Source organism: Methanoregula sp. UBA64 (assembly GCF_002502735.1).
In the GTDB taxonomy this organism is placed as follows: Archaea; Halobacteriota; Methanomicrobia; order Methanomicrobiales; family Methanospirillaceae; genus Methanoregula.
This window is the reverse complement of sequence record NZ_DAQC01000001.1, coordinates 536,161-556,692: the sequence shown is the minus strand read 5'-3', so window position 1 is coordinate 556,692 and position 20,532 is coordinate 536,161. Positions and strand designations below refer to the sequence as shown.

Here is a 20,532-nt window from a genome sequence, read left to right as displayed (position 1 = left end):
CGGCAGGACTCAACAAATTCCGGCCTTGATACCAAATCGCTCACATATCAAATTAATCAAATTAGTTTAATTTATGAAAAAAACAAGTAAAATGACAATTCATATATTCTGTTGTCCTCAAAATGTAGCCTGACAAACCGGTAATCCGTCCGGGCATTTTTATTTCCCGGTCCCATGAGAGAAACAGGCTAATCCCATGATCACCCGTCATCACCTGGCTCTTGCCCTGATGTGTGCTCTGATTGCCAGCAGCGCATTCCTTTTTTCCCCTCCCGGTCTTGTGTGCCTTGTTACGGCCGGCACCTGCATCGGAGTATTACTTCCGGATATCCACATGACCCGGCCAAAACATTTCAAATTTCGTTCATTCGCATGGCTGATCGTGCAGTTCCCCCGAAGGATCTGCGCACCGCTGCTCTGCCGGATCTATGCGCATACTCGCCACCCGGTACAGGATCCGGGCGATAAGAGGTTGAGTCATTCCCTCCCGGGCGCGCTCTTTGTCTTTGCCTGCACAGCGCTACTTCTCCTCATCCCGGCATCTGTCTTAAAAAACACTTTTGTTACCGATGCAATCTTTGTATTCCTTGCCGGTGTCTTCCTGGGCATTTTCCTGCACCTGATAGAAGACCTCTGTACCCGGAAAGGAATTGTTCCCTGCTTCCCGTTTTCTGCCGTGACCATTACCGGTACCATCCGGCCCTGCGATACGATCGATCCCCGTATCGGTCAGTATCACATCCAGCACTGTGCGGTCCTGTTGATAATTGTCGTAATTGAAACAACGGGAATTCTCTCTTCTCTATGGATTATGCTGCTCTCAATTGCCGGTTTCCTGTTCTGCCAGGTAACGATGATCGGGTTTTCCGAAGTTACGATACATTGGGGAAAATCCCAAACCGATAAACAACCGCTGCCATTACCGGCAGAGGGAATAACCCGAAATCCCCGGTAAGCAGCAGACTGTGGGCTGCGATAAAAAATTAAAAAAACTCCCGATCCAGAAATTTTCACTCTTTTGGACGGTAGCCCATTGCACCAGCAAGGGCCACCAGTCCGGTCAGTTGCTCTTCCTGCCGCGGTGTCAGGCGCCTTCCCTGCTGGATCAAACGTCCGAGCTTAACAATCCGTATGCGGTCTTCGCGACTGAGTGTTTCTGCATGATGGGCCCACTTGATCAGATCCAGCCATTGTCTGCGGCTGAACGTCGTACCGGTCCGAGGAGTATCCGCCCCGGAAATTCCTGCCTGCTTCTCCGCGTCACCGTCTTCGGATTCGTCCGGGATCTCATCATCCGGATTCTCATCAAGCGGAGAGTCCGTCTCATCCCCCTCCGGGAGATCCTCTGTTTCGGATAATTCTTCTTTTGATGACGGCCCGGCATCAGGATCATCAGAGATGCAGGCATGAATCTCCTGATCTTCTCCCTTCTCCGGCATGGGATCTGATGGAAGCGTCGTCGCACTCGTGCCGCATTCCCGGACCGGCGGAACTATCAGGGTACCTCGGGTCACGGGTATGTCCTGGACTTCAGGACTACCGGATCCGTCTCTGGTGCTGTCTGGTACCGGAGCTGCATCGGGCAGGTCTCCAATATCCAGCTCTGTTGGTTCTTCAAAGAAATCTTCCATTGTGGTTAAGGAATGAACCGGATCCTCACGAACTGCCAGCTCATGGTGAGCTGCGCCCGGGATCACTGCAGGGAGGGCCGGTTCCTCTGCCATTGCCGGGGGAGTACCGTCAAGGGTATGTCCGGTCCCGCTTTTCAGTACTGCAAGTTCCTCTTTTTGTTCCTCGTACGCGTGTTCTGCTGCCCGGCGCAGATCCCGTTCTGTAGCAAGCGTTGAGGAGATCTGCCCGAGATCCTCGGTCAGCGACTGAAACGCAGCCTCTTTTTGTGCCTGTTCCCGTTCACAATTACGGAGCTGCTCCTCAAGCGACCGCTGCCGTTCCTGTGCGGTCCTGAGATCGCTCTCCATATCTTTTAACCGGTCCGCGATCCTGGCAGCCTCTTTTAAGCCGGTAACTGCCCGGTCCAGCTGGCCGGCCGCAGAGTCCTTTGCCGCACGTTCGTTCTCAAGACTCTTTGACAACTCATCGATTCTTCCTGAAAGTTCCCGTTTTGCGGATTCAGCGGCCTCGATCGTTGCCTGGAGATTCTGATTGATATTCTCCTTTGTCCGTTCTGCCGCGGCTGCCGTTTCCTCTGCTCCATGGCGCAGGCGCCGTTCCGTCTCCAGCTGTTCCCGTACCTGCTCCATCTCGGCTGCAGCAGACCGGGCCACCTTGTCTGCCTGTCCCTTTGCCAGCTCCAAAGCGGCGAGCCGATCGCAGGCTTCCCGGTGCGCAAGCCGGGCATCGTCCCGCTCCTTTCCTGCAAGAGAGAGTTCTGACCCCCGGGCATCCAGATCCCTCCGGAGAGTATCGATGGTTGCAGCCAGTTCCCGCAGCTCGTCGTTCTTGGACTCGATCCCGTTTTTGGCGTTCAGCTCGGCACCGGCCCGCAGGCGTTTTTCCTCGTCAAGGGCCATCGTGAGGGTCTCAACCTGACCCTTTGCCGAGAGCAGATCGTTTTCAAGCTGCCGTTTTTCCACGGCAAGGCGTGCCATATCCGCATCCTTTGTGGCAGCCTTCTCCCGTTCTGCCCCAAGAGATTCAGTAAGCGCATCGTATTTTTCCTGGAGTTCGTCATGGTGCCCGGCAAGAGTGTCCCGTTCGGCAACCAGCCCGGTTTCTTTCTTTGCCGTTTCCTGCCGGAATTCTGTATAGTCCTGTTCGAGACTCTCGCGCTCTTTCTTTTCTGTTACTAGTTCATCGGAAAGACGCAGAACTTCCTGGGACTGCTGTGCGGCCTTTGCGGTAATGTCCCCAATCATCTGCCGAAGGTCTTCTTCGGATTTTGCCTTTTCCTGGAGGATGGATTTTACTTCCTGCTCGGCCGTATCTGCCCGGTTCTTCTCCCCGGCAAGATCGCTCTTGAGCTGCCCGATCTCAATTACCGCAGCTGCAAGGGATTTTTTGGTCTCTGTGTATTCAGTGTCCCGTGTCTCCAGCTGCTGCCGGAGATCGGCATGTTCCGATGATTGAAGGTCAAGTTCCCTGTGTGCCCCGGCAAGCGCATCCCGGGCCTGTGCCAGGTCTGCATTTGCAGTATCGAGCTCGCTCTTGAGGGTATGTACAAGTTCCTCTTTTTCCGCACCAAGGGTCCTTACGGTGTCTTCCGTTTCTGCAAGATGGGCACGGGTGGCTTCCAGTTCCTCGTTTGCCCGGGCGAGCTCGTCGGCTTTTGCCGCAAGCGATTTTTCCGTCTCCCCGATACGGGTACGCAGGGCATCTGCCTCCCTCTGGGTTGCTGCCAGTGCATTTTTTGACGAGTCCAATTCGCGGGACTGTCCGGTTGCTGCCGTCTGGAGCCGGGCTACCTCACTGGTGAGTTCCCGGGTCTTCTCGGCAACCCTGCTTTCCAGCGTTGACTGGAGCGTGTTCCGTTCGCCCCGAACCTGGTCGAGTTCGGTTGCCCGGTTCATTGCGATCTCAAACGAGGAGAGCAGGAATTCCAGGAGCTTCCTGCGATCGGCAGTAATGACATAATCCTGGTCTTCGTGACGGATCTTGAACTGCGTCCGCACTTTATCCGGATCCGGTTTTTCCACGGGCGAGGCAAGCATCAGTTCGATGAGCGAGACAAGGTACTGGGCATCCCACGGCAAAGCGATAAAATTGTCCGCATTGCTGTCAAGCACGATCAAAAGGTCGCCGAGGCTGGAGACGCCCGTGATCAAAAGAACAGGGATATTCCAGAGATCCGCATCTTCCTTGATATCATGGCAGACTGGATAACCCTCTTTTTCCGGGCCGGTTGCGTCGCAGATGAGAAGGTTGGGTTTTCCCATGCGGAGACGGTCCAGCAATTCGGCATCATCAAAAAACGAAGTGATCCGGTATCCTTCGTTTGCCAATTGCCCGGTTATCTGCCGGGAATTACGGGCATCTTTGGTGAAAATGAAGATATCGATGACGTGATCCCCGTCCGGGCCGGAGGGGATGTCTGCATCTGTACCAGATGGGTCAGAATTCATCGCCATTTGCGCTCTTACACAAACTAAAGGCTTTATATTATATGTATGTTTATATCGGCCGGGGTTCTGTCAATGACTAAAACCCCAGATAAATTGTTTCAGATACTCATTTTCAGGGAATTAAAAAAACCGGTTATCCGGGAAAAATTGTGGAATATCCTGTACCGCTGCCCGGCCCGACGTCTTTATAATTTATACCGGAGCAGTGCAGCAATCCCTCCGAGTGCCATCAGCCGTTCCCCGGGTTCGAATTCGGTTGAGAGCACTACGATACGGGACTGCATCCGTTCGGCCCGTTCAAGGAGCGGGGCAGTTGCCGTGTCATGCAGCAGCGAATCGGCGATAAGAACCTCTTCGACTGCGCCGTAATCGATTGCATTTCTGACCTGTTCCCTCCCGTATGCTACCGCTCCATCCCGGGCAATCCGCAGGAGTACTTCATCCATCAGCCGCACCTCCCGAGAGAGCTGGAGATCGCCGATCATCTTCTCAAGCGTCCCGGCACCGATCACGTCCTGCACGGCACCGCGGCCGATCCGCCGGGTCTCTACAACGACTGCACGTTCTCCGGGCGGGCAGTTCCGGTTCTTCGCATACCGGAGAAAATCGTCCTTGATAAAACCCGGCCCGGCAATAACGAGCGGCCCGGTAATCTCGGCAATCGTCTTTGTGACCCCCTCGAAAAATGCTACCCTGTTGTCGCACTCGCCGCCTTTGCCGCTCCCTGTCGTCACCGTTACTACGCTTTCGGGACCGTACTGCCGTATCCGGAAGAGTTCGGCCTCGCCTTCTTCAATCGTGAGGATATGGATGACGCCAAAGACGGACGACTTTTTGGCCCGCTCGATCCGTTCGAGGTCAACCGGGCGCCACTGGCGGATTACCGAGATCTCGTATCCGGTCTCGACATTTATCGTATGGTACGCTCCGCAGTCGATCCCGTGCTCGATGATACCGGTGATCCGGAGCCGGATCCCATGCTCCGAGAACTCGATCTTTTCCGCCCGTACCCCGAGCCGGACCGGCCGTTTCTCCACTTTCTCGGGACGGAGTTTGTCGGTTACAGATTCAACACTCCGGAATGTGGTGGCAAAGACAAGCGAGCCGGGAAGGATGAGGTGTTTGAGGTGCCAGAGGTCATCGATCGTCTCGGGGAGAAGCCGTATTTCGCCATAATTTTCCTTAATGTCCCCGAATTCCGCTTTCATGACTCCTCAAGAATGTCCGAACCCCCCGGCGGGACAAAGGCTGCTACCGATTCGGTGTTTAAGATTCCCTTGAGCAGTTTCTCCTCCTCGGGTGCGAGATGCTCCCGCAGGGATCGGAGCACTTTTTTTGCCACATCGTTTGGCTCGAACTGCCCGGGCCGGATCTCTACACAGGTCTTTGTCCGCGACCGGATAACTGCGGGTGGACCGCCGATAACCGCAGCTTGGGGTTCGAGCACGAGACCGATCCCTACTGCGAGCGGGACATCCCGGTAGTACGTGCGCTCTCCTCTCACGATAAACGAGCCCCGACTGATATATTCCCCGGACTCGGGAGTCTTACTTACCTGGTCCGGCCGCACGCTGAAAACATCGGCCGAGAAATGCCCGCTCCGCCACGCGCCGGAGAACGATGCGGCAAACTGCGCCACTTCGTCCATCTTTTCGGTCTTTCCTTTTACGAGAATGACACTTGCCCCGTGCACGTCCGCGTGCAGGAAGAGATCGCCGCCGGTCATGTACTTCTTGACCAGTTCTTCGTTCTGCGAAGCATCCCGGCCGCCCAGCACCACCACACCATCGCTTGTTACAAACCACCGGAACCGGTGGTACCAGAGTTTTTTCATGGGCACAATATCGCGGTGTACCGCCCTTTTCTTTGGCCGGACCGTCTTCATAGCCTGGAGGGCGCCTTCCTTTTTCTTCTTGAATTTTTTGATGGTATCGTAATAACGCCCTGCGTTCTGCTCGACACTTTCGTGGACGAAGATCTTCACGGTCTTTCCAATATCAACGCCCACCGCTGCATCTTCCGGGTAAAACGCCACGATCTTTTTGGCATCGGCAGATGAATTTCCCTTGAGGTGGCGCTCGATTTCCTGCCAGGAGTGTTCTTTGCTTGCCGTATCCAGTGACGAGATGATCTGTGCAATGAACTGGTAGTTCTCGTAGATCGCATTTACCAGCTCTTCGTTCTTTTTGATCTTCTCGTCGAATTTTTTAATTGCGGCTTCCTGGTACTTGTGGATCCGCTCCTCTTCGGAAAGTTTCGGTTTTGCCGCAACCCTGACCTTCTCGGCTTTGGTCATCGGGTAGAAGGCTTCGAGCGCAGCAGAATAGCCGGGGTAGGGTGTGCCGGTATCCCCGGAGTTCCCTTCTCCCTCACCAAACGCGAGCGGTTCGCAGCTTTTTGCTGATACAACCGGCCGGGCTGACTGCTGCACCCGGGAAAAGAGCCCGGTTATGGCCGCATACAATGCCTTTGGATCGGCAGCTTTTGCCGGCAGGGACTTATCAATACCCGAGGTCTTACAGACATATTCCGCATATGTGCCGCCAAACATGCACGCAACCGCAAGGGCCCGGACCAGATCCCGGTCGTCCCCTGCAAGCGTTGCGGCAAGATTTTTCTCTGAACCGGTCGGGTCGGTTTCGCTCATGGCATAGAGTGCATCGGGGACTATGTCCCGGTCCTTGAACCGGTGGTGCCGGAGCGGCTTGATAATTTTTCCTGCCTCATCGGTGAGGATCACGTTTCCCTCATCAAAGAGTTCGATGATGAGCCGGTAGGTGAGTTCGCCTTTCCCGATCTCGAATATCAGGATCCGTTCCAGTCCGTGCTGTCGGATTGCAAGTACCTTGCCTCCGGAGATATACTTGCGCAGGAACATGGCAAACTGCGGAGGATTTTTCGGGGCGTCCGGGAACGCTGATACAAGGTGCGCCCGTCGCCCGGCTTCAATTAGGAGCAGGTACCTCGCATGGTTTTCGCCATTCAGGCGGATACCGAGCGTCCGGCTCTCGAACTGGTAAACCTTATCGATCCAGAGCGGCAGCTTTGCATTGAGCTCGCCGGTTACCGCCCGCAGATCGATCCCGCTCATTCCCTGCGCTGTTGCCATGGGATATACCAAGATACATATGGCTTGCGCACTAAAAAATAAGACTACCAGGTGAACGGGATGGCTGACGAAGTCAACGTCGAAGTGCAGGAACAACCTACGGAACAACCGGCACTCTCCAAAAAGCAGAAGACCAAACTGGAAAAACAGGCCGACCATATCGAACGGATCAAACGAACGCTGGTTGCCTGTTTCATGGGTATTTTTGTCGGGATACTGTCGTATTTCCTCCAGGTAACCGTAAAAAGCGATATCGGCCTTCTTGCATTCATGCTGATGCTTGCCGGTGTGGTCGTCCAGAGGCACATCTTTATCCTGTTGCATCTCGACGTTTCGAAACTGGGAGCAAAAGACTGGCTCTACCAGGGCTTTATGACCTTTGCCTTCTGGTTTATGTCCTGGACCATCCTGCTCTCCACAGTGACCGCATAAGAATTTTTTTTAGATATCCATGAGAATCGCCATAGTTCACAAGGACCGCTGTCACGCAAAGAAGTGCGGGACCGAGTGCATCATCTACTGCCCCCGGGTCAGGACCGGTGACGAAACCGTTGTTATCGGAGAAGACGGCAAGGCAAAGATCTCTGAAGAACTCTGTGTCGGTTGCGGCATCTGTATCAAGAAGTGCCCGTTCGAGGCCCTCGACATCGTGAGCCTGCCCGAAGAACTCGAACACCCCACCCACCGGTACGGCCAGAACGGGTTTGCCCTGTACGGCCTTCCTATCCCGGTCCAGGGAAAGGTGACCGGTATTCTCGGCGCAAACGGTATCGGGAAAAGTACCGCGGTAAAGATCCTTTCCGGGCAGCTCCGTCCCAACCTTGGGAACTTCGATGCCGAAGTTGACTGGGATGAGATCTTAAAACGCTATGCAGGTACCGAGCTCTTCGACTATCTCCAGACCGTTTCGAAAAAGAGCAAGAAGATTGCGGTAAAACCCCAGTACATCGATTTCATCCCGAAGGTATTTTCCGGCACGGTCCGGGACCTGCTCAAGTCAACCGATGAGCGGCAAAAACTTGCCGAGATCCTCCCGGTCCTCAAGCTCGATGCTATTCTCGACCACCAGATAAACACGCTGAGCGGCGGAGAACTCCAGCGTGTCGCCATAGCGGCCTGCCTTGCCCGTAACGCCGACCTCTATTTCCTCGATGAAATTACCCCGTTCCTGGATATCTACCAGCGTATCTCGGCTGCAAAACTGATCCGGGAACTTGCCGCCGAACGCCCGGTCGTGATTGTCGAGCACGACCTCGCCATCCTCGACATGCTTGCGGATACGGTACATGTAGGCTACGGCAAACCGGCGGTCTTTGGGGTCATCACCCGGCCAAAGGGCGTCCGGGTGGGCATCAACCAGTACCTCGAAGGGTTCCTTGCCGAGGAGAACGTCCGTTTCCGGGACACGCAGGTGGTCTTTGAGAAGCGTGCGCATGAGAAGGGATCGAAACGCGAAGACCTCGTGGAGATCCCGGCGATGACCAAGGGCTATGATACCTTCCATCTCACGATTGCCGGCGGGACGATTAAAGCCGGGGAGGTGCTGGGTGTGATCGGGGCAAATGGCATGGGGAAGAGCACGTACGCAAAGCTCCTTGCCGGTGTCGAGAAACCGGACACCGGCACCATGGATCTCAAGCTCCGGATCTCGTACAAACCGCAGTACATCAAGCCCGACTCGTCGGACTCTGTCGAGATGTATCTCCGTAAGTGCACCAGCAAATTCGACACCTCGTACTACCAGCACGAGATCCTCGAACCGCTCTCGCTTGGCCCTATTCTCCAGTCACCGGTGGATTCGCTGAGTGGCGGCGAACTCCAGCGTGTCGCCATCGCGGCCTGCCTATCCCGCGATGCTGACCTCTACATCCTCGACGAGCCGAGCGCACACCTCGATGTGGAGCAGCGGGTTAAAGTGACCCGGCTCATCAAACACCATGCGGAAGGAAAGGTCGTAGCGATCATGGTCATCGACCACGACATCTACCTTATCGATATGATCAGCGAGCGGATCCTTGTCTTTGAAGGCGAACCGGGTATCAAAGGGACTGCGGTCGGCCCGTTTGCAATGCGGGAGGGCATGAACCGGTTCCTGCACGAGCTCGATGTCACCTTCCGGCGGGATCAGACCGGCCGTCCCCGGATCAACAAACCCGACTCATTCCTTGACCGGGAGCAGAAAAGCAGCGGCGAATATTACTATTACGCGGCTGACGACGAGTAAACTCAGGGAAATCTTATTTCCACAAGCGATCCGGAGTTTCCCGTCTCCTTTTTTTTAATAATCCTCCATCGGCGAAAGGAACCAATTTGCCCGGTACGGATAAAAAACAAAAAAATAGGATGATTCGATCCTTCCGCCCGCTTACTTGGTTTTGGTGATGTTGACCAGTTGAATCGTAAAGGTCACGTTCTGGCCTACGTACGGGCTGTTGGAATCGATGGTCACGGTCTTTGGTGTCACGTTAATGACGGTAACCCTGCTGTTGGTATCGGTGAGCCGGTCGTGGATGATATAATGCTGGCCAGGAACGAACGTGACATTGGCGAGCGGTCCGGTACGGTTGACAACCTGGACAAGGCCGGGGTCATAGTTCCCGTAGGCTTTTTCCGGCGGGAGCGTTACGGTCTTTTCCGAATTCAGCGCCATACCCGATACTGCATCTGCAAAACCGGGGATGATCGTTGAGTTGCCGAGGGTAAACATCAGCGGTTCGGTGGAATTCTTGTTGGAATCAAACACCGTGCCGTTGTCAAATGTCCCGGTGTAGTAGACAGAAACGGTGTCTCCCTTTGTTGCAACGACCGGGGTAAGGAAGAACCAGGCGCCGACTGCAGCAGCGATCAGGATCACTGCTACACCGACTGTTATAAGCAATTCCCTGTTCATGGCTTTCTTTTCGGTCTCTTTTCCCGCACCCTTTGCCGGTACGTTCTGTTTTGTGCTCTCCGGAGTTTTCTCTTCTGCCTTTTTCGTCACAGTTTCTGTTTTCTCTTCAGGAACTGTCGGTTCGGCTGTTTTTTCTGGATCGGTCAAGTGTGTAACCCTCCTTTACCAATATGATGCCGTATATCTTGACTCGTTATGTGAAAAAGTCTGCGGGTCAAAAAAATCTCTAAAAAAATCCGTGAATGTCCGTAACGGGAAGCGAAAAGAACAAAACAGGACCCGGCTTGCCGGGCAAAAAAAGAGAACCGGATGCTTATGCAAACATCCGGCCTTCGACATCGGAGACGGGCCGGGAGAAATCGATCCTGACTTTTTCTATGGCCGCCAAAAAGTCGGAACGGGTGATAGCTTCACGGTCGTTCCGGATGGCAAACATCCCGGCTTCCATGCAGATCGCCCGGAGATCTGCTCCGTTCCTGCCCTCGGTCATGGATGCAACTTCGACAAGGTCGACCGATTCGTCAACGGTCAGTCCCCGGGTGTGGACTTTCAGGATCGAGAGCCGGCCCTCTCCATCGGGCAACGGGATCTCGATGATCCGGTCGAAACGGCCGGGACGCAGCAGCGCCTTGTCGAGAATATCGATCCTGTTCGTGGCCCCGATGATCTTCACGTCTCCCCGGGTCTCAAAACCGTCCATACCGGCCAGGAGCTGCATGAGGGTACGCTGGACCTCGCGGTCACCGGAAGTGTTTGCCTCGGTCCGGCTCGCTCCCACTGCATCGATTTCATCGATAAAGATGATCGTCGGGGCTTTCTTCTTCGCGAGATCGAAGAGCTCGCGGACGAGCCGTGCCCCTTCGCCAATATATTTCTGGACAAGTTCGCTTCCCACGACCCGCATGAAATGGGCATTGGTCTCGTGGGCAACCGCTTTTGCAAGAAGCGTCTTTCCTGTTCCCGGGGGTCCGTAGAGCAAAACGCCCTTGGGCGGCTCGATTCCTATGCGGGTAAACAGTTCCGGGCGTTTTAAGGGGAGCTCGACTGCCTCGCGGATCTCGTTTATCTGTTTTGAGAGACCGCCGATATCCGTATAGTTCTCCTGCGGGGAGTCTACGAGTTCCATCCCGTAGACCTGTGCATCAAACGAGCTCGGGAGCAGCTCGACAATTGCAAGCGACTGCTGGTTGAGCGTGCACCGGGCGCCGGCCTTTAGGTCGTCGGGATTGATACTTGGCGAGCTCCGGACAAGGAACTTAGGCCCGGCACTGCTGCGGACGATGACCCGGGACGAATCGACCACATCCACCACGTTCCCGATAATGAGCGGCGGGCTCCTGAGCTGCTCGCTCTCGCTTTTGAGTTTTCGTACCTCCCGCTCGAACCGGATCTTCTGGGTCTCGATATACCGTTTGTCCGCCTCGACCTGGCGGAGCTGTTCGCGGAGTTCGAGATTGCGGGATTCCAGGTTGTTGACCCTCTCTATCATCTGGGTTTCAAGGTCGTGCTTATCGTTTTCGATCTGCTGGAGCTGGTCCCGGAGCTGCTCGGAGATCGTGCGGTACAGGCGGCAGAGCTCTTCCGGGGTCTGCGGCTCGGCCGTATCGCGGAGAATGTCGCCCATTCCGTTCCTCAAATAGGTATATAGGGAAATCGCCATATAAAGTGTTTGTGAGAATATGCAGTGTGAAATGTGTGGCGAAACAATCCGCGGCGCGCCGAAGCTGATCCGCGTGGAGGGGGCAGAACTCCAGGTCTGCGCCCGGTGCGGCAAGTTTGGCACCGAAGTCCAGCAGCCCCGCCGGACTGATGTGCCCCGCCCGGCAGCACGGCCCGGCCAGCCCGGCCGCCCTGTGAATGCACCGGCACCCGGACTGCGCAAACGGGACATGTTCGATTACATGGAAGGCGAGATTGTCGAAGATTATGCAGACCGGATCAAGAACGCCCGTACGGAAAAGGGCCTGAGCCAGAAGGATCTTGCCCTCCAGATGATGGTCCGGGAGCTCCTGATAAAAAAGATCGAGAAAGGGGAACTGATCCCGGAAGAAGAGGTACGAAAGAAACTCGAAAAGGTGCTCGGGATCAAGCTCGTCGATGTCGTTGCCGGCGATGCGGAGAGCAAGGCCCAGGCAAAGATCACCCAGACGCTCGGCGATCTCACGATCATACGGAAAGCAAAGAAATAAGGGTATACTTTTTTTACACAGGCGTTTCTTTCAGCGCCGGCAGAACCGGTGTCCCGGTTATTTTTTCACAATGATCCTGTGTGCACCCGGATCGACCTGGTAGGACTTTGGCCGGTCGAGCAGGTCGAGTGCGTTGATGTTTGCGTCCTGGAGTTCCTGGTAGTTGAACGATTCGTATCGTGTATCGTTTCTTTCCAGCCAGAATACGACAATCCCGTTCTCCATCTTACGGCTCATGGCAACTTGGTACATAGTCACCAATCACAGACCGGGTATAATCAATGTTTCCATTGGGACAAAAAAGGAGATCCGGACAGGATTTTTCCGGAGCGGCTATCCGAAACGATCGGGACCCCGGACATTCAGGTAGTGCGGCCTTCCAGCGCACGGGCAAACCGTGACCGCTCCAGTGCCGTTCCGAGCTGGAGGCCGAGTGTTGCGAGAGTATCGAGACTCGCCGGGAGGTACGGTCTCTCTTCTGGGCTCCCCATGTTGAGCAGGCCCTCGACCGTATCGCCGTTCCGGATGGGAATGATAAGGATCGTGCGCACGCCGCTTTTTTGTACGGCAGGGTCCAGCCCGGCAAAGGCCGGGGATTCGGGAGTCAGGTAGACAACCGCCTTGTTGGCAAATGCCTGCCCGAACAGGGAGTCGAACACGCCGGAAACGCACATCTTTTCGAGATTTTCCGGCATGTTCTTTTTTACCCGGGTGACCATGTCGTCCTTTTCATTTTTCAGGTACACGCACCCCATCTCGAAACCAAGGGTATCCATCACGGCCTGGATGCTTTTTGAAAGGAGGGCATCTTCATCCCGCTCATCATTCAGGATTGCCGAAAGTCGTGTCTGGGCAAGGAGCGTGTTCACGTACTCGCTGCGCTCGCGGTCCAGGCGCTGCAGCTTGAGGTTCCCTGCTATCTCATCTGCTACGATCTCGACATTCCCGATGTTTTTGGCGGTAACCTCCGTGTCGGTTAAAAGGAGGAACGCCCCTGTTGCCTCTTCCCCGTCAATCACCGGGACCACAAGAGCCCCTGCCGGCGCTTCTCCTCCCCCGATGATCGTAAGGGCTGGATATGCCGGGTCGTCTTTCCCGATTGCAATGGTGGTCAGGGAATCCCGGCAGCGCTTCACGAGAGGCGTGAGCCCCGGGAGAGCGGCGGCCGGGACCCGGCGATCTGCATATGCCACCCGCATATCGTCAAGGAAGACAAGACCGGCCCGGAAAGGTACAAGACGCTCCCGGATCCCTTTCATGGCTACGCTGAGGAGTGCATCCTCGGTCCGTGTGGCTCCCGCGGCCCGGATGATGTAGAGAAGCGATGCGAGATCTTCGGTTGTCCGCGTCATGTCGGCAGGATTTTCGCCGATCGCCGCAATGCAGCCCGAGGGGCCTGCGGGCGGGGGGAAAAAGAAGGTGAGGCGGTACCTGCGCAGGACACCGGTCTGTTCTTTTAAGGATAGTTCGAGGCGGACCGGTTCGCTGCCCCGTTTTCCATTGAGTGCTGCTGCAAGGAGCGCTGCATCTCTGGGACACAGGAGCTCGTTTAACGATGTGGCATCCGGGAAAAGCGACTCGGCAGGCCGGTTTTTAACAACAATCGTGGTATCATCGAGAATCGTGAATACGACCGTGCCCGGGATATCGAGTCCGGCCTCCAGCCCGGCGCGGTGGAGCAGCGCAGCGTGCAGCTCAAAGGCCCGGAACGCAAGCTTAGCAATTCCTGCGGCAGGACTACCGGTTAACGGGGATAGTTGTTGTGCCCGGGCGTTTTTTACCGTCCAGAGCTTGTTCCGGCCGATGATGCGGTAGCAGAGAACACCCCGGTCGTGGAGCGCGTTAAGGTACTTGAGCACCGTTGCCCGGCTCTTGCCGGTGCCCAGAGCGATCTTATCGAGCATCCCCTCTTCGGGAGGGTTTGCAGCAAGGTACGAGACTATCAGCTGTTCGGTCTCGCTAAGATTTTCCTTTTCCGGATCGCGGGGAGACATCTATACTGTATAGTCTAACTTCTCACTGATAAGGTTATCTCAGATTTATATGACGACACTATAACTGACGGGTTCATGAGTAATTGCGGGGGAAGACGATATAGTAAAAACATTTATATTGTATCATATGGATCAGTGTATTTAGACAATATAGTATAAATTCCCGGGTTCACCGGGAGAATGGAGACTGAATCATGAAGTATGAATCTCTGGGAACGGAACTGATCGGACTCCTTGGGTTGAAGGGCAGCCCGGTCGCGGTAAAGCTTGCAAAGACCCCTGCGGATATCCCGGTGGGATACCAGAAGGTTACGGAAAAACACCGGCACTGCCAGTTCGTGCAGGACGCACGCCTCAAGGGAATGACCGGCTATGCAACCCGGCCGGAGCACCTCTGCCGGGGCGGGGCGGCTGTCATGGGGATCGAGCCATCCCCGGAGATTGTCTCTGACGGCACTACCTACCAGAAGCTTGGGAACTTCAAGACCGTTGAGGGAGCTGTTGAGACCGTGAGCGCGGTGCCAAAGACCGGCAAACAGTTCTATGCCTCGGTCTATGCGCCGCTCGAGAAGGCAGAGTTCGACCCTGACGTTGTCGTGATCGTGGCAACGCCCCGGCAGGCCCTCCGGCTCTCGCAGGCTTATCTCTATGCCACCGGTGGCCGGTTTGCCGCGGATTACTCCGGCATCCAGTCGCTTTGTGCCGATGCCGTGGTTGCGGTGCGGGAGCGCGGGGTCCCCAACATGACGCTTGGCTGCAACGGCTCGCGGAAGTATTCCGGGATTGCCGAGGACGAGGTGATCTTCGGTGTCCCGACAAAGGATCTGGAAAAGATCGTAACAGCCCTGAAGGCCTTCAAAGAAAAGTGGGGGTAACATGGTAAAGACCATCAAGGCCCGGGGAATCCGGGCCCCAAACGCAGGGTTCCTTGCAACCAATGTGATAAAGGACCTGGAGACTCCCGGCGAAGAAGTCCGGTTTATCGTAAGCCCCGGTGCCGAAGCCGGCATGGAGGCCGTGGCCCGGAAGTACGGGTACAAAACTGAGATTACACCGCACGAGAAGGAGGTAGAGGTCCGCATGGTACCTTCGGAAACAACCACAGAAGAGATCGATGTCACGGGAGAGACCTGTCCCGGCCCGGTCATGATCGTAGGCGAGAAGCTTTCGTCCCTTGCCCCGGGCGACCGGCTGAAGGTAAAGTGCAGGAGCGCCGACACTCTTGCCGATGTCTCTGCCGCGATCATTGCATCGGGTTCGAAGGTTGTCGGAGAGGGTACAGAAGGCGACCGGCACTTCATTACGGTAGAGAAAGCCGAGAAGAAAGAGCCTGCGGCAGGCGCTGCGGGCATGGTCTCAAAAGACCGGGTCGTGGTAGCCCAGAGCAATGGGATCGGGAACGCCGAGCGGGCCTATGCTACGTTCATCTTCTCGAAAGTCGCGCTCTCCATGGGAAAGAAGGTGACGATCTTTTTCCTGATGGACGGCGTGGGTATTGCCCGGAAGGGAAACGCTGCAACGGTCAAACACCCGGCATTTCCGGTCCTTTCAGAGCTCATGGACGAGGTCATCAAAGCCGGTGTAACGGTGTATGCCTGCGAGCTTTCGGCATCGTTTCGCGGGATTGGCGAAGCGGATCTTGTCCCCGGTGTCAAGCTTGCCGGCGCTGCGACCTTTATCCAGCTTTTGAGCGACCCGGGAAATGCCGTGGTGAACTTTTAGAGGAGGAAAGAACATGGACACGACCTATCTTGTGATCGGCCTTGCGATCCTTGTCTCGAGCATGGCGACCGGCTTTATTATCTTCCGGATGCAGGGGATGCACCTGATGGCGCACTTTATTACGATCATCCTCGCCCTTATCGCAACACTCGCGGCGGTTGTAACGGGGATGACCGCGGCGGTCTATGCGGCAGTAATCCTGCAGTTCGTGGTGACCATCACGGCCTATACCCAGCTTATGCCGACCTTAAAAGACAGCTTCCAGACCTCGCCGGGATACAGCGCCCATCTGGCAATTGTCACGATACTGCCGGTCCTTGCGCTTGCCGGGCTGCTGCTGTAAAAAAATTCTCTCTTTTTCCACCCTGCGGGGAAATTAAAAAAAAAGACTGTCGGCCGGGAATTGACTACCGGTCCGTACAATCCGTTACCGGAATCCCCGGCACGCCGGATTACTTCTTCTGCCCGGCGCCGGTCTTCTTTTCTGCCTGTTCCTTTTCCATCTCTGATTTGGCCTTCTCCACTTCCGTTTTTGCCCGGGCAAGGATATCGTCAAAGGATTTCCTGACGTTATCCGTTGTCTCTTTTACGGATTTTTCGATATGTTTCCGTCCCTCGTCCGTTCCCACCAGGTCGCGGGTGACCTTTGCGAGATCGTCCATTGCGGAGATAACCGACTTTGTTGCCGCAGCAAAGCGGAGGTCGATCGGGGGATCCTCTTTCTGGGGTGCAGAAGGGGCTGCAACCGGGTCTTCGACCCAGAGTCCATTTTCAAAGTGTCCTTTTTTTTCAGCCATAATGATCACGGGATAGTAATTTTACCTTTTTTTGCCCTGAAACTAGAAATGGTTTCCTCACGGGAAGGCTGTCGGCAGAGCAGATCCCGGGCAGGTTCACAGGAAGTACCTGAAAGATCCTCAGGCTCATCCCGGCAGGGCAATGGATGTTATGGCAGGAAAGCCGGGGCGGCACTCAAGGACCGGGGGGATTACTCTGCCGTATGGAGATCAAAAAGAATGCCGGATGAGGGTGAAAGCCCCCGGTATTATCCGTTTCTGACCAGCCGGGCCCCGAGCTCGTATGCCTTTTTACAATCGATGGGGAATTGTTCCTCCCGGTGTTTTTTCTTTGCCGCGGGATCAAAAAGCGAGGACTCGTATCGGGTATAATCGTCAAACAGGACCGTGTCGGTGACCCAGAGCGATTCGCAGGCTCCGAAGATCCGGGCCATGGCCATCTCGGTCACCTTCTCACTCCTGTCATAGCCCATCTCCGTTACCATTGCATCCGATGCCCCGGCTGTATAGATAAAACCGGTCCGGATCTTCTTTGGGAACAGGGTTGATCGCGGCTTATCGTAGACCGCGTAGGGGTACGCGAGGCGTTCGAGAAACGACCGGGTCATGCCGGAAGTAAGCGAGAAGTAAATGGGAGAACCGATCAAAAGTGCGTCTGCGGTCTCTGCCTTTTGTAAGACCGGCGCAAGATCGTCTTGTACCGCACAGTGCCCGTAACTCTTCCCGCCGATCCGTTTGCAGGCAAAGCAGCTGGTGCAGCCCTGGTACCTGAGATCATACAGGTCGATAATTTCCGTATCTGCGCCTTCTGCTCCGGCACCGTCCATGGCATGCCGGAGGAGTGTTGCCGTGCTCCCCTTCTTTCTCGGGCTTCCGTTGAATGCAAGAAGTTTCATCGTCATCCCCGCGGACAGGTTGTCCGTGAAGTATTCATTATAGCAATCCGGGTAATAGAGCAGCCGGTTGGCTCCGGGTAAGCAGGTTGCCGAACGGAGAGTGCACAAAAGAGAAAAAAAGGGTCGGGTTATTTGTGAAAGCCCGGTGTCGAGATGGTCGAACGCTTCCTGCAGGTGCGGCACGTAGCGTCCCGGGCCGGCTTGAAAAATTCTCCCGGGGACCGGTTGACGATAGTGTTTTCTGCAAAACAGGCAGGACAGATCCACCGGATAATATACCCTGATGGTGTTCCCGCGACTACGGTTTTTAACGATTGGCTTGCCATGGTGTACTCTTCTGATATCCTGATCCGTCCGGGGGTCGGTGCCGACATCCCGGGTTTTCCCTGATCCTTACGTACAAAAAAGGTTTTATCGGGGGGTCAAGGATCGCAGGAATCATCCGGTACGAAAGGACCGGGTGCGATCAGAAGAATGCGAAAAAACCGTTTATGTATATAAGAATGGGTTGTCCCGGCATATAACCTGATGTACAGGAACGGCGGATCCTGAAGGACACGCGGACTCATTGGCGTATCGGGTACGATATGCCCTTGTTGTCCGGCATGATGTAGTGTGCAGACATCTTAAAAAAGAAAAACAAAAGAGTCGGGCGTTTATTTCTGGAATCCTGCCGAGGGGTTACCACCCGGTGAAGGGGCACCACCATTTTCCATAGGACGGGCAGTCCGTCCTGTTGCAGAACACGTTTGTGGCTGCTCCTCCGGCAAATGATGTTACCATTCCCGATCCCGCTGCGGTAATCGGTGCAGTGATGGATTCTCCGAGTTTTTCGCACATGATCTCGTTTACTCCGTTTTCCCGGGCTTCTAGTATGATGGGATAGAGGGATATCTTACGCAGGACAGGTTATACCTGGCGTTGAGTGAAAAAATTATTTCACTAAAAAAGTGCTGCGTTACCGGGACGTTTCACCGGGCAGGATTATAACTTACATTCCGGGAAACCCGTGGCCGATCCGCCAATCTCTCCCGTATCCGGGCCGGTATCTCCCTTTAAAAGAAACCTGTCCCGCCGGTCTCCTGTTCGCGGTCATGCCGCTTTTCACAGATGCACGACATTGCTGCCCTCCCTTATATCTGCCGGGGTATGGGTCACGATGATCACCGTCTTATCGGTCAGCTTTTGGATAACCTCATAGATGGACCGTTTGGACTCTTCGTCAATGGACCGGGTGAATTCGTCAAAGAGTATCACCGGCGAATCCCGCAGGAGGACACGGGCGAGGGCGATCTTCTGCATCTCGCCGCTGGAAAGGTTGAGTCCGTTCTCCCCTACGGGCGTATCGTACTTTTTTTGGAGTGTCCGGACAAACCCGTCAAGCCCCGCTCTTTTTGCAGCCGAAACAACCTCGTCACCAGTTGCAGACAGGTCCCCGATCAGGATATTATCAGCAATCGTACCATCGAAGATCAGGGAATCGGAAAAGACCATTGAGACGTTTGACCGGAGATCGTCCCTTTTTATGGATGCGAGGTCGGTACCGTTGATCGTGATCCTGCCGGAATCCGGGGAATAGAGCCGGCAGATAAGGCGCAGGAGCGTGGACTTTCCCGACCCGTTCTCGCCAGTCAGGTAATTGATCCCGGAAGAAAACCGGCCGCTGACATCAGAAAGGACAACGCGGCGGTCATACGAGAAGCTGACATGCTCGAACCGGATCTCCACGGGTCCCCCGGGTGGCAGGGGAACGCTGCCTTCGGCATCGGGCTTGAGCTCCATTACCTCGGCAACCCGGTCGTACGAGGCCTGGGACGACTTATAGGAATTCCAGAGGTCCGAGACCTGGAGAACGGGAGACAAAAAGAGGCCGACGTATGCGACAAACGCGGTCAGCGTCCCTACCGTGATGGTCCCCGCAAGTACGGACATGCTTCCGAGTGCCAGGACCAGGAGGGTGGGGACGCTGTAGATGAGCATGGTGATGGCAGCGGAGAGGGAGGAGAGCCGGATGACCGAGACAGAGGTGTCCGAGAACCGCCCGAACTCCGTATCGTATCTTTTATCTGCCCACTTTTCGATGCCGAATACCCGGATAAGGGGCAGGGAAGGAAGCGTTTCCTTAAGGAACGACTGGATGCCGGCCTCTGCATCCAGCGCCGGCCTCTGGGCAGCTTTCATCCGTTTCCCGAACCATGCCGCGGAGACGACAAAGAGGAGCGCCGGCAGGATCACGATTGCGGTGAGTGCGGCGTCCATGCTGATCATGATTAATAACGGCAGGACAATGCCAAAGATGATTACCAGGATCTGGGGGATCGTCCGTATCGCGGTCTGGACAACCGTGGTCACATTCCCGGTGATCCGTGACAGCAGGTCGCCGGTCTTGAATTTCCGCACGTGTGCATAGTCTGCCCGCTGGAGCCGGGCAAACACCCGGAGCGAGAATTCCCGGTACAGGCCGATTGAGAGCGTTCCTCGTACCCGGGCGGAGAGATAGTTTGAGAGGGCGGAGACGAGGAATACTCCGGCCATTGCTGCAAGCAGGGGCATGAGCAGGGCGGTGTTCTTCCCGATCAGCACGTCATCGATCAGCGACCGCATGATAAGGGGGCTGATGATGGCAAAGAGCATGCCGGAGACATTTAAGATAATGACGGCGAGGTAGGAGAACGGCCGGGCGGAGCAGATCTCCCAAAGAAGCCGATTATACCCTTCCCGTGCGCGTGGCTCTTCCTGCATATTTTCCTCCCGAGAAAACACCCGATCCTGCAATCTTCCCGGACCCGGGGTAACCCGGAGATACCGGTGATATACTTCTCTGGTTATGCGGGGGCCGACTATAACCCTGTTGAT

18 protein-coding genes are annotated in these 20,532 nt (G+C 55.4%); 7 read left to right on the top strand and 11 right to left on the bottom strand.

Annotation, left to right across the window (positions count from 1 at the left end; all coding sequences use genetic code 11):
• The first annotated feature begins 196 nt into the window (after positions 1–196).
• Positions 197–955 carry a metal-dependent hydrolase gene (locus BP758_RS02715; protein ID WP_292368457.1) on the top strand — a complete coding sequence of 253 codons (759 nt, stop codon included), beginning with the start codon at positions 197–199 and terminating at the stop codon, positions 953–955.
• Between the two features lie 55 nt (positions 956–1,010).
• Here the strand turns inward: BP758_RS02715 and BP758_RS02710 are convergent, their stop codons facing one another.
• The 3 genes from BP758_RS02710 to rqcH all read right to left on the bottom strand — a co-directional run bounded on the left by BP758_RS02710 (position 1,011) and on the right by rqcH (position 7,188).
• Complete coding sequence (locus BP758_RS02710) at positions 1,011–4,085, bottom strand: response regulator (protein WP_292368455.1); 3,075 nt, start codon at positions 4,083–4,085, stop codon at positions 1,011–1,013.
• 179 nt (positions 4,086–4,264) lie between these two features.
• On the bottom strand, positions 4,265–5,287 hold the full coding sequence (locus BP758_RS02705) for an mRNA surveillance protein pelota (RefSeq protein ID WP_292368453.1): 1,023 nt from the start codon (positions 5,285–5,287) through the stop codon (positions 4,265–4,267).
• The gene (gene rqcH / locus BP758_RS02700) at positions 5,284–7,188 is read right to left on the bottom strand and encodes a ribosome rescue protein RqcH (RefSeq protein WP_292368451.1); all 1,905 of its coding nucleotides are present in this window, start codon (positions 7,186–7,188) and stop codon (positions 5,284–5,286) included. Before rqcH ends, BP758_RS02705 begins: the two co-directional genes overlap by 4 nt.
• A 60-nt stretch (positions 7,189–7,248) precedes the next feature.
• Here rqcH and BP758_RS02695 point away from each other — a divergent pair, with 60 nt between their 5' ends.
• The gene (locus tag BP758_RS02695; protein WP_292368448.1) at positions 7,249–7,620 is read left to right on the top strand and encodes a hypothetical protein; all 372 of its coding nucleotides are present in this window, start codon (positions 7,249–7,251) and stop codon (positions 7,618–7,620) included.
• A 19-nt stretch (positions 7,621–7,639) separates the two neighbouring features.
• On the top strand, positions 7,640–9,412 hold the full coding sequence (locus BP758_RS02690; RefSeq protein ID WP_292368446.1) for a ribosome biogenesis/translation initiation ATPase RLI: 1,773 nt from the start codon (positions 7,640–7,642) through the stop codon (positions 9,410–9,412).
• A 141-nt stretch (positions 9,413–9,553) separates the two neighbouring features.
• Here the strand turns inward: BP758_RS02690 and BP758_RS02685 are convergent, their stop codons facing one another.
• Positions 9,554–10,225 (bottom strand): FKBP-type peptidyl-prolyl cis-trans isomerase, encoded by a 672-nt coding sequence (locus BP758_RS02685; protein ID WP_292368444.1) that lies wholly within the window; start codon positions 10,223–10,225, stop codon positions 9,554–9,556.
• 166 nt (positions 10,226–10,391) lie between these two features.
• A complete protein-coding gene (locus tag BP758_RS02680) occupies positions 10,392–11,567 on the bottom strand; it encodes a proteasome-activating nucleotidase (RefSeq protein WP_292369947.1) in 1,176 nt (391 codons plus the stop codon).
• A 202-nt stretch (positions 11,568–11,769) separates the two neighbouring features.
• On the opposite strand from BP758_RS02680, the gene BP758_RS02675 reads away from it, so the two are divergent.
• Positions 11,770–12,267 carry a multiprotein bridging factor aMBF1 gene (locus tag BP758_RS02675; protein WP_349680495.1) on the top strand — a complete coding sequence of 166 codons (498 nt, stop codon included), beginning with the start codon at positions 11,770–11,772 and terminating at the stop codon, positions 12,265–12,267.
• A 57-nt stretch (positions 12,268–12,324) separates the two neighbouring features.
• On the opposite strand, the gene BP758_RS02670 is transcribed toward BP758_RS02675, so the two are convergent.
• Positions 12,325–12,519, bottom strand: a complete 195-nt coding sequence (locus BP758_RS02670; protein WP_292368442.1) for a hypothetical protein — start codon at positions 12,517–12,519, stop codon at positions 12,325–12,327.
• A gap of 110 nt (positions 12,520–12,629) precedes the next feature.
• Positions 12,630–14,261, bottom strand: coding sequence for a GAF domain-containing protein (locus BP758_RS02665; RefSeq protein WP_292368440.1), 1,632 nt, complete (start codon positions 14,259–14,261; stop codon positions 12,630–12,632).
• Positions 14,262–14,455: 194 nt separating this feature from the next.
• Between BP758_RS02665 and BP758_RS02660 the strand changes: the two genes are divergently transcribed.
• The 3 genes from BP758_RS02660 to BP758_RS02650 are packed head-to-tail and all read left to right on the top strand — an operon-like array spanning position 14,456 to position 16,326.
• Entirely contained in the window at positions 14,456–15,136 is a 681-nt protein-coding gene (locus tag BP758_RS02660) for a DUF169 domain-containing protein (protein ID WP_292368438.1), read from the top strand.
• Position 15,137: 1 nt separating this feature from the next.
• Positions 15,138–15,983 (top strand): DsrE family protein, encoded by an 846-nt coding sequence (locus BP758_RS02655; RefSeq protein ID WP_292368437.1) that lies wholly within the window; start codon positions 15,138–15,140, stop codon positions 15,981–15,983.
• Positions 15,984–15,996: 13 nt separating this feature from the next.
• Positions 15,997–16,326 (top strand): DUF5400 family protein, encoded by a 330-nt coding sequence (locus BP758_RS02650; protein WP_292368435.1) that lies wholly within the window; start codon positions 15,997–15,999, stop codon positions 16,324–16,326.
• A gap of 109 nt (positions 16,327–16,435) precedes the next feature.
• On the opposite strand, the gene BP758_RS02645 is transcribed toward BP758_RS02650, so the two are convergent.
• The 4 genes from BP758_RS02645 to BP758_RS02630 all read right to left on the bottom strand — a co-directional run bounded on the left by BP758_RS02645 (position 16,436) and on the right by BP758_RS02630 (position 20,418).
• Positions 16,436–16,780, bottom strand: a complete 345-nt coding sequence (locus BP758_RS02645) for a hypothetical protein (protein ID WP_292368433.1) — start codon at positions 16,778–16,780, stop codon at positions 16,436–16,438.
• A gap of 248 nt (positions 16,781–17,028) precedes the next feature.
• Complete coding sequence (locus BP758_RS02640) at positions 17,029–17,682, bottom strand: flavodoxin family protein (protein WP_292368432.1); 654 nt, start codon at positions 17,680–17,682, stop codon at positions 17,029–17,031.
• Positions 17,683–17,804: 122 nt separating this feature from the next.
• The gene (locus BP758_RS02635; protein WP_292368430.1) at positions 17,805–18,050 is read right to left on the bottom strand and encodes a hypothetical protein; all 246 of its coding nucleotides are present in this window, start codon (positions 18,048–18,050) and stop codon (positions 17,805–17,807) included.
• 730 nt (positions 18,051–18,780) lie between these two features.
• The gene (locus tag BP758_RS02630) at positions 18,781–20,418 is read right to left on the bottom strand and encodes an ABC transporter ATP-binding protein (protein ID WP_292368429.1); all 1,638 of its coding nucleotides are present in this window, start codon (positions 20,416–20,418) and stop codon (positions 18,781–18,783) included.
• Between the last annotated feature and the right edge of the window lie 114 nt (positions 20,419–20,532).

Coding starts and splice junctions, on each gene's coding strand:
- BP758_RS02670 (WP_292368442.1), bottom strand. CDS start 12,519: ATGTACCAAGTTGCCATGAGCCGTAAGATGGAGAACGGGATTGTCGTA.
- BP758_RS02705 (WP_292368453.1), bottom strand. CDS start 5,287: ATGAAAGCGGAATTCGGGGACATTAAGGAAAATTATGGCGAAATACGG.
- BP758_RS02640 (WP_292368432.1), bottom strand. CDS start 17,682: ATGACGATGAAACTTCTTGCATTCAACGGAAGCCCGAGAAAGAAGGGG.
- BP758_RS02635 (WP_292368430.1), bottom strand. CDS start 18,050: ATGTCGGCACCGACCCCCGGACGGATCAGGATATCAGAAGAGTACACC.
- rqcH (WP_292368451.1), bottom strand. CDS start 7,188: ATGGCAACAGCGCAGGGAATGAGCGGGATCGATCTGCGGGCGGTAACC.
- BP758_RS02665 (WP_292368440.1), bottom strand. CDS start 14,261: ATGTCTCCCCGCGATCCGGAAAAGGAAAATCTTAGCGAGACCGAACAG.
- BP758_RS02695 (WP_292368448.1), top strand. CDS start 7,249: ATGGCTGACGAAGTCAACGTCGAAGTGCAGGAACAACCTACGGAACAA.
- BP758_RS02675 (WP_349680495.1), top strand. CDS start 11,770: ATGTGTGGCGAAACAATCCGCGGCGCGCCGAAGCTGATCCGCGTGGAG.
- BP758_RS02660 (WP_292368438.1), top strand. CDS start 14,456: ATGAAGTATGAATCTCTGGGAACGGAACTGATCGGACTCCTTGGGTTG.
- BP758_RS02630 (WP_292368429.1), bottom strand. CDS start 20,418: ATGCAGGAAGAGCCACGCGCACGGGAAGGGTATAATCGGCTTCTTTGG.
- BP758_RS02655 (WP_292368437.1), top strand. CDS start 15,138: ATGGTAAAGACCATCAAGGCCCGGGGAATCCGGGCCCCAAACGCAGGG.
- BP758_RS02715 (WP_292368457.1), top strand. CDS start 197: ATGATCACCCGTCATCACCTGGCTCTTGCCCTGATGTGTGCTCTGATT.
- BP758_RS02710 (WP_292368455.1), bottom strand. CDS start 4,085: ATGGCGATGAATTCTGACCCATCTGGTACAGATGCAGACATCCCCTCC.
- BP758_RS02690 (WP_292368446.1), top strand. CDS start 7,640: ATGAGAATCGCCATAGTTCACAAGGACCGCTGTCACGCAAAGAAGTGC.
- BP758_RS02645 (WP_292368433.1), bottom strand. CDS start 16,780: ATGGCTGAAAAAAAAGGACACTTTGAAAATGGACTCTGGGTCGAAGAC.
- BP758_RS02680 (WP_292369947.1), bottom strand. CDS start 11,567: ATGATAGAGAGGGTCAACAACCTGGAATCCCGCAATCTCGAACTCCGC.
- BP758_RS02650 (WP_292368435.1), top strand. CDS start 15,997: ATGGACACGACCTATCTTGTGATCGGCCTTGCGATCCTTGTCTCGAGC.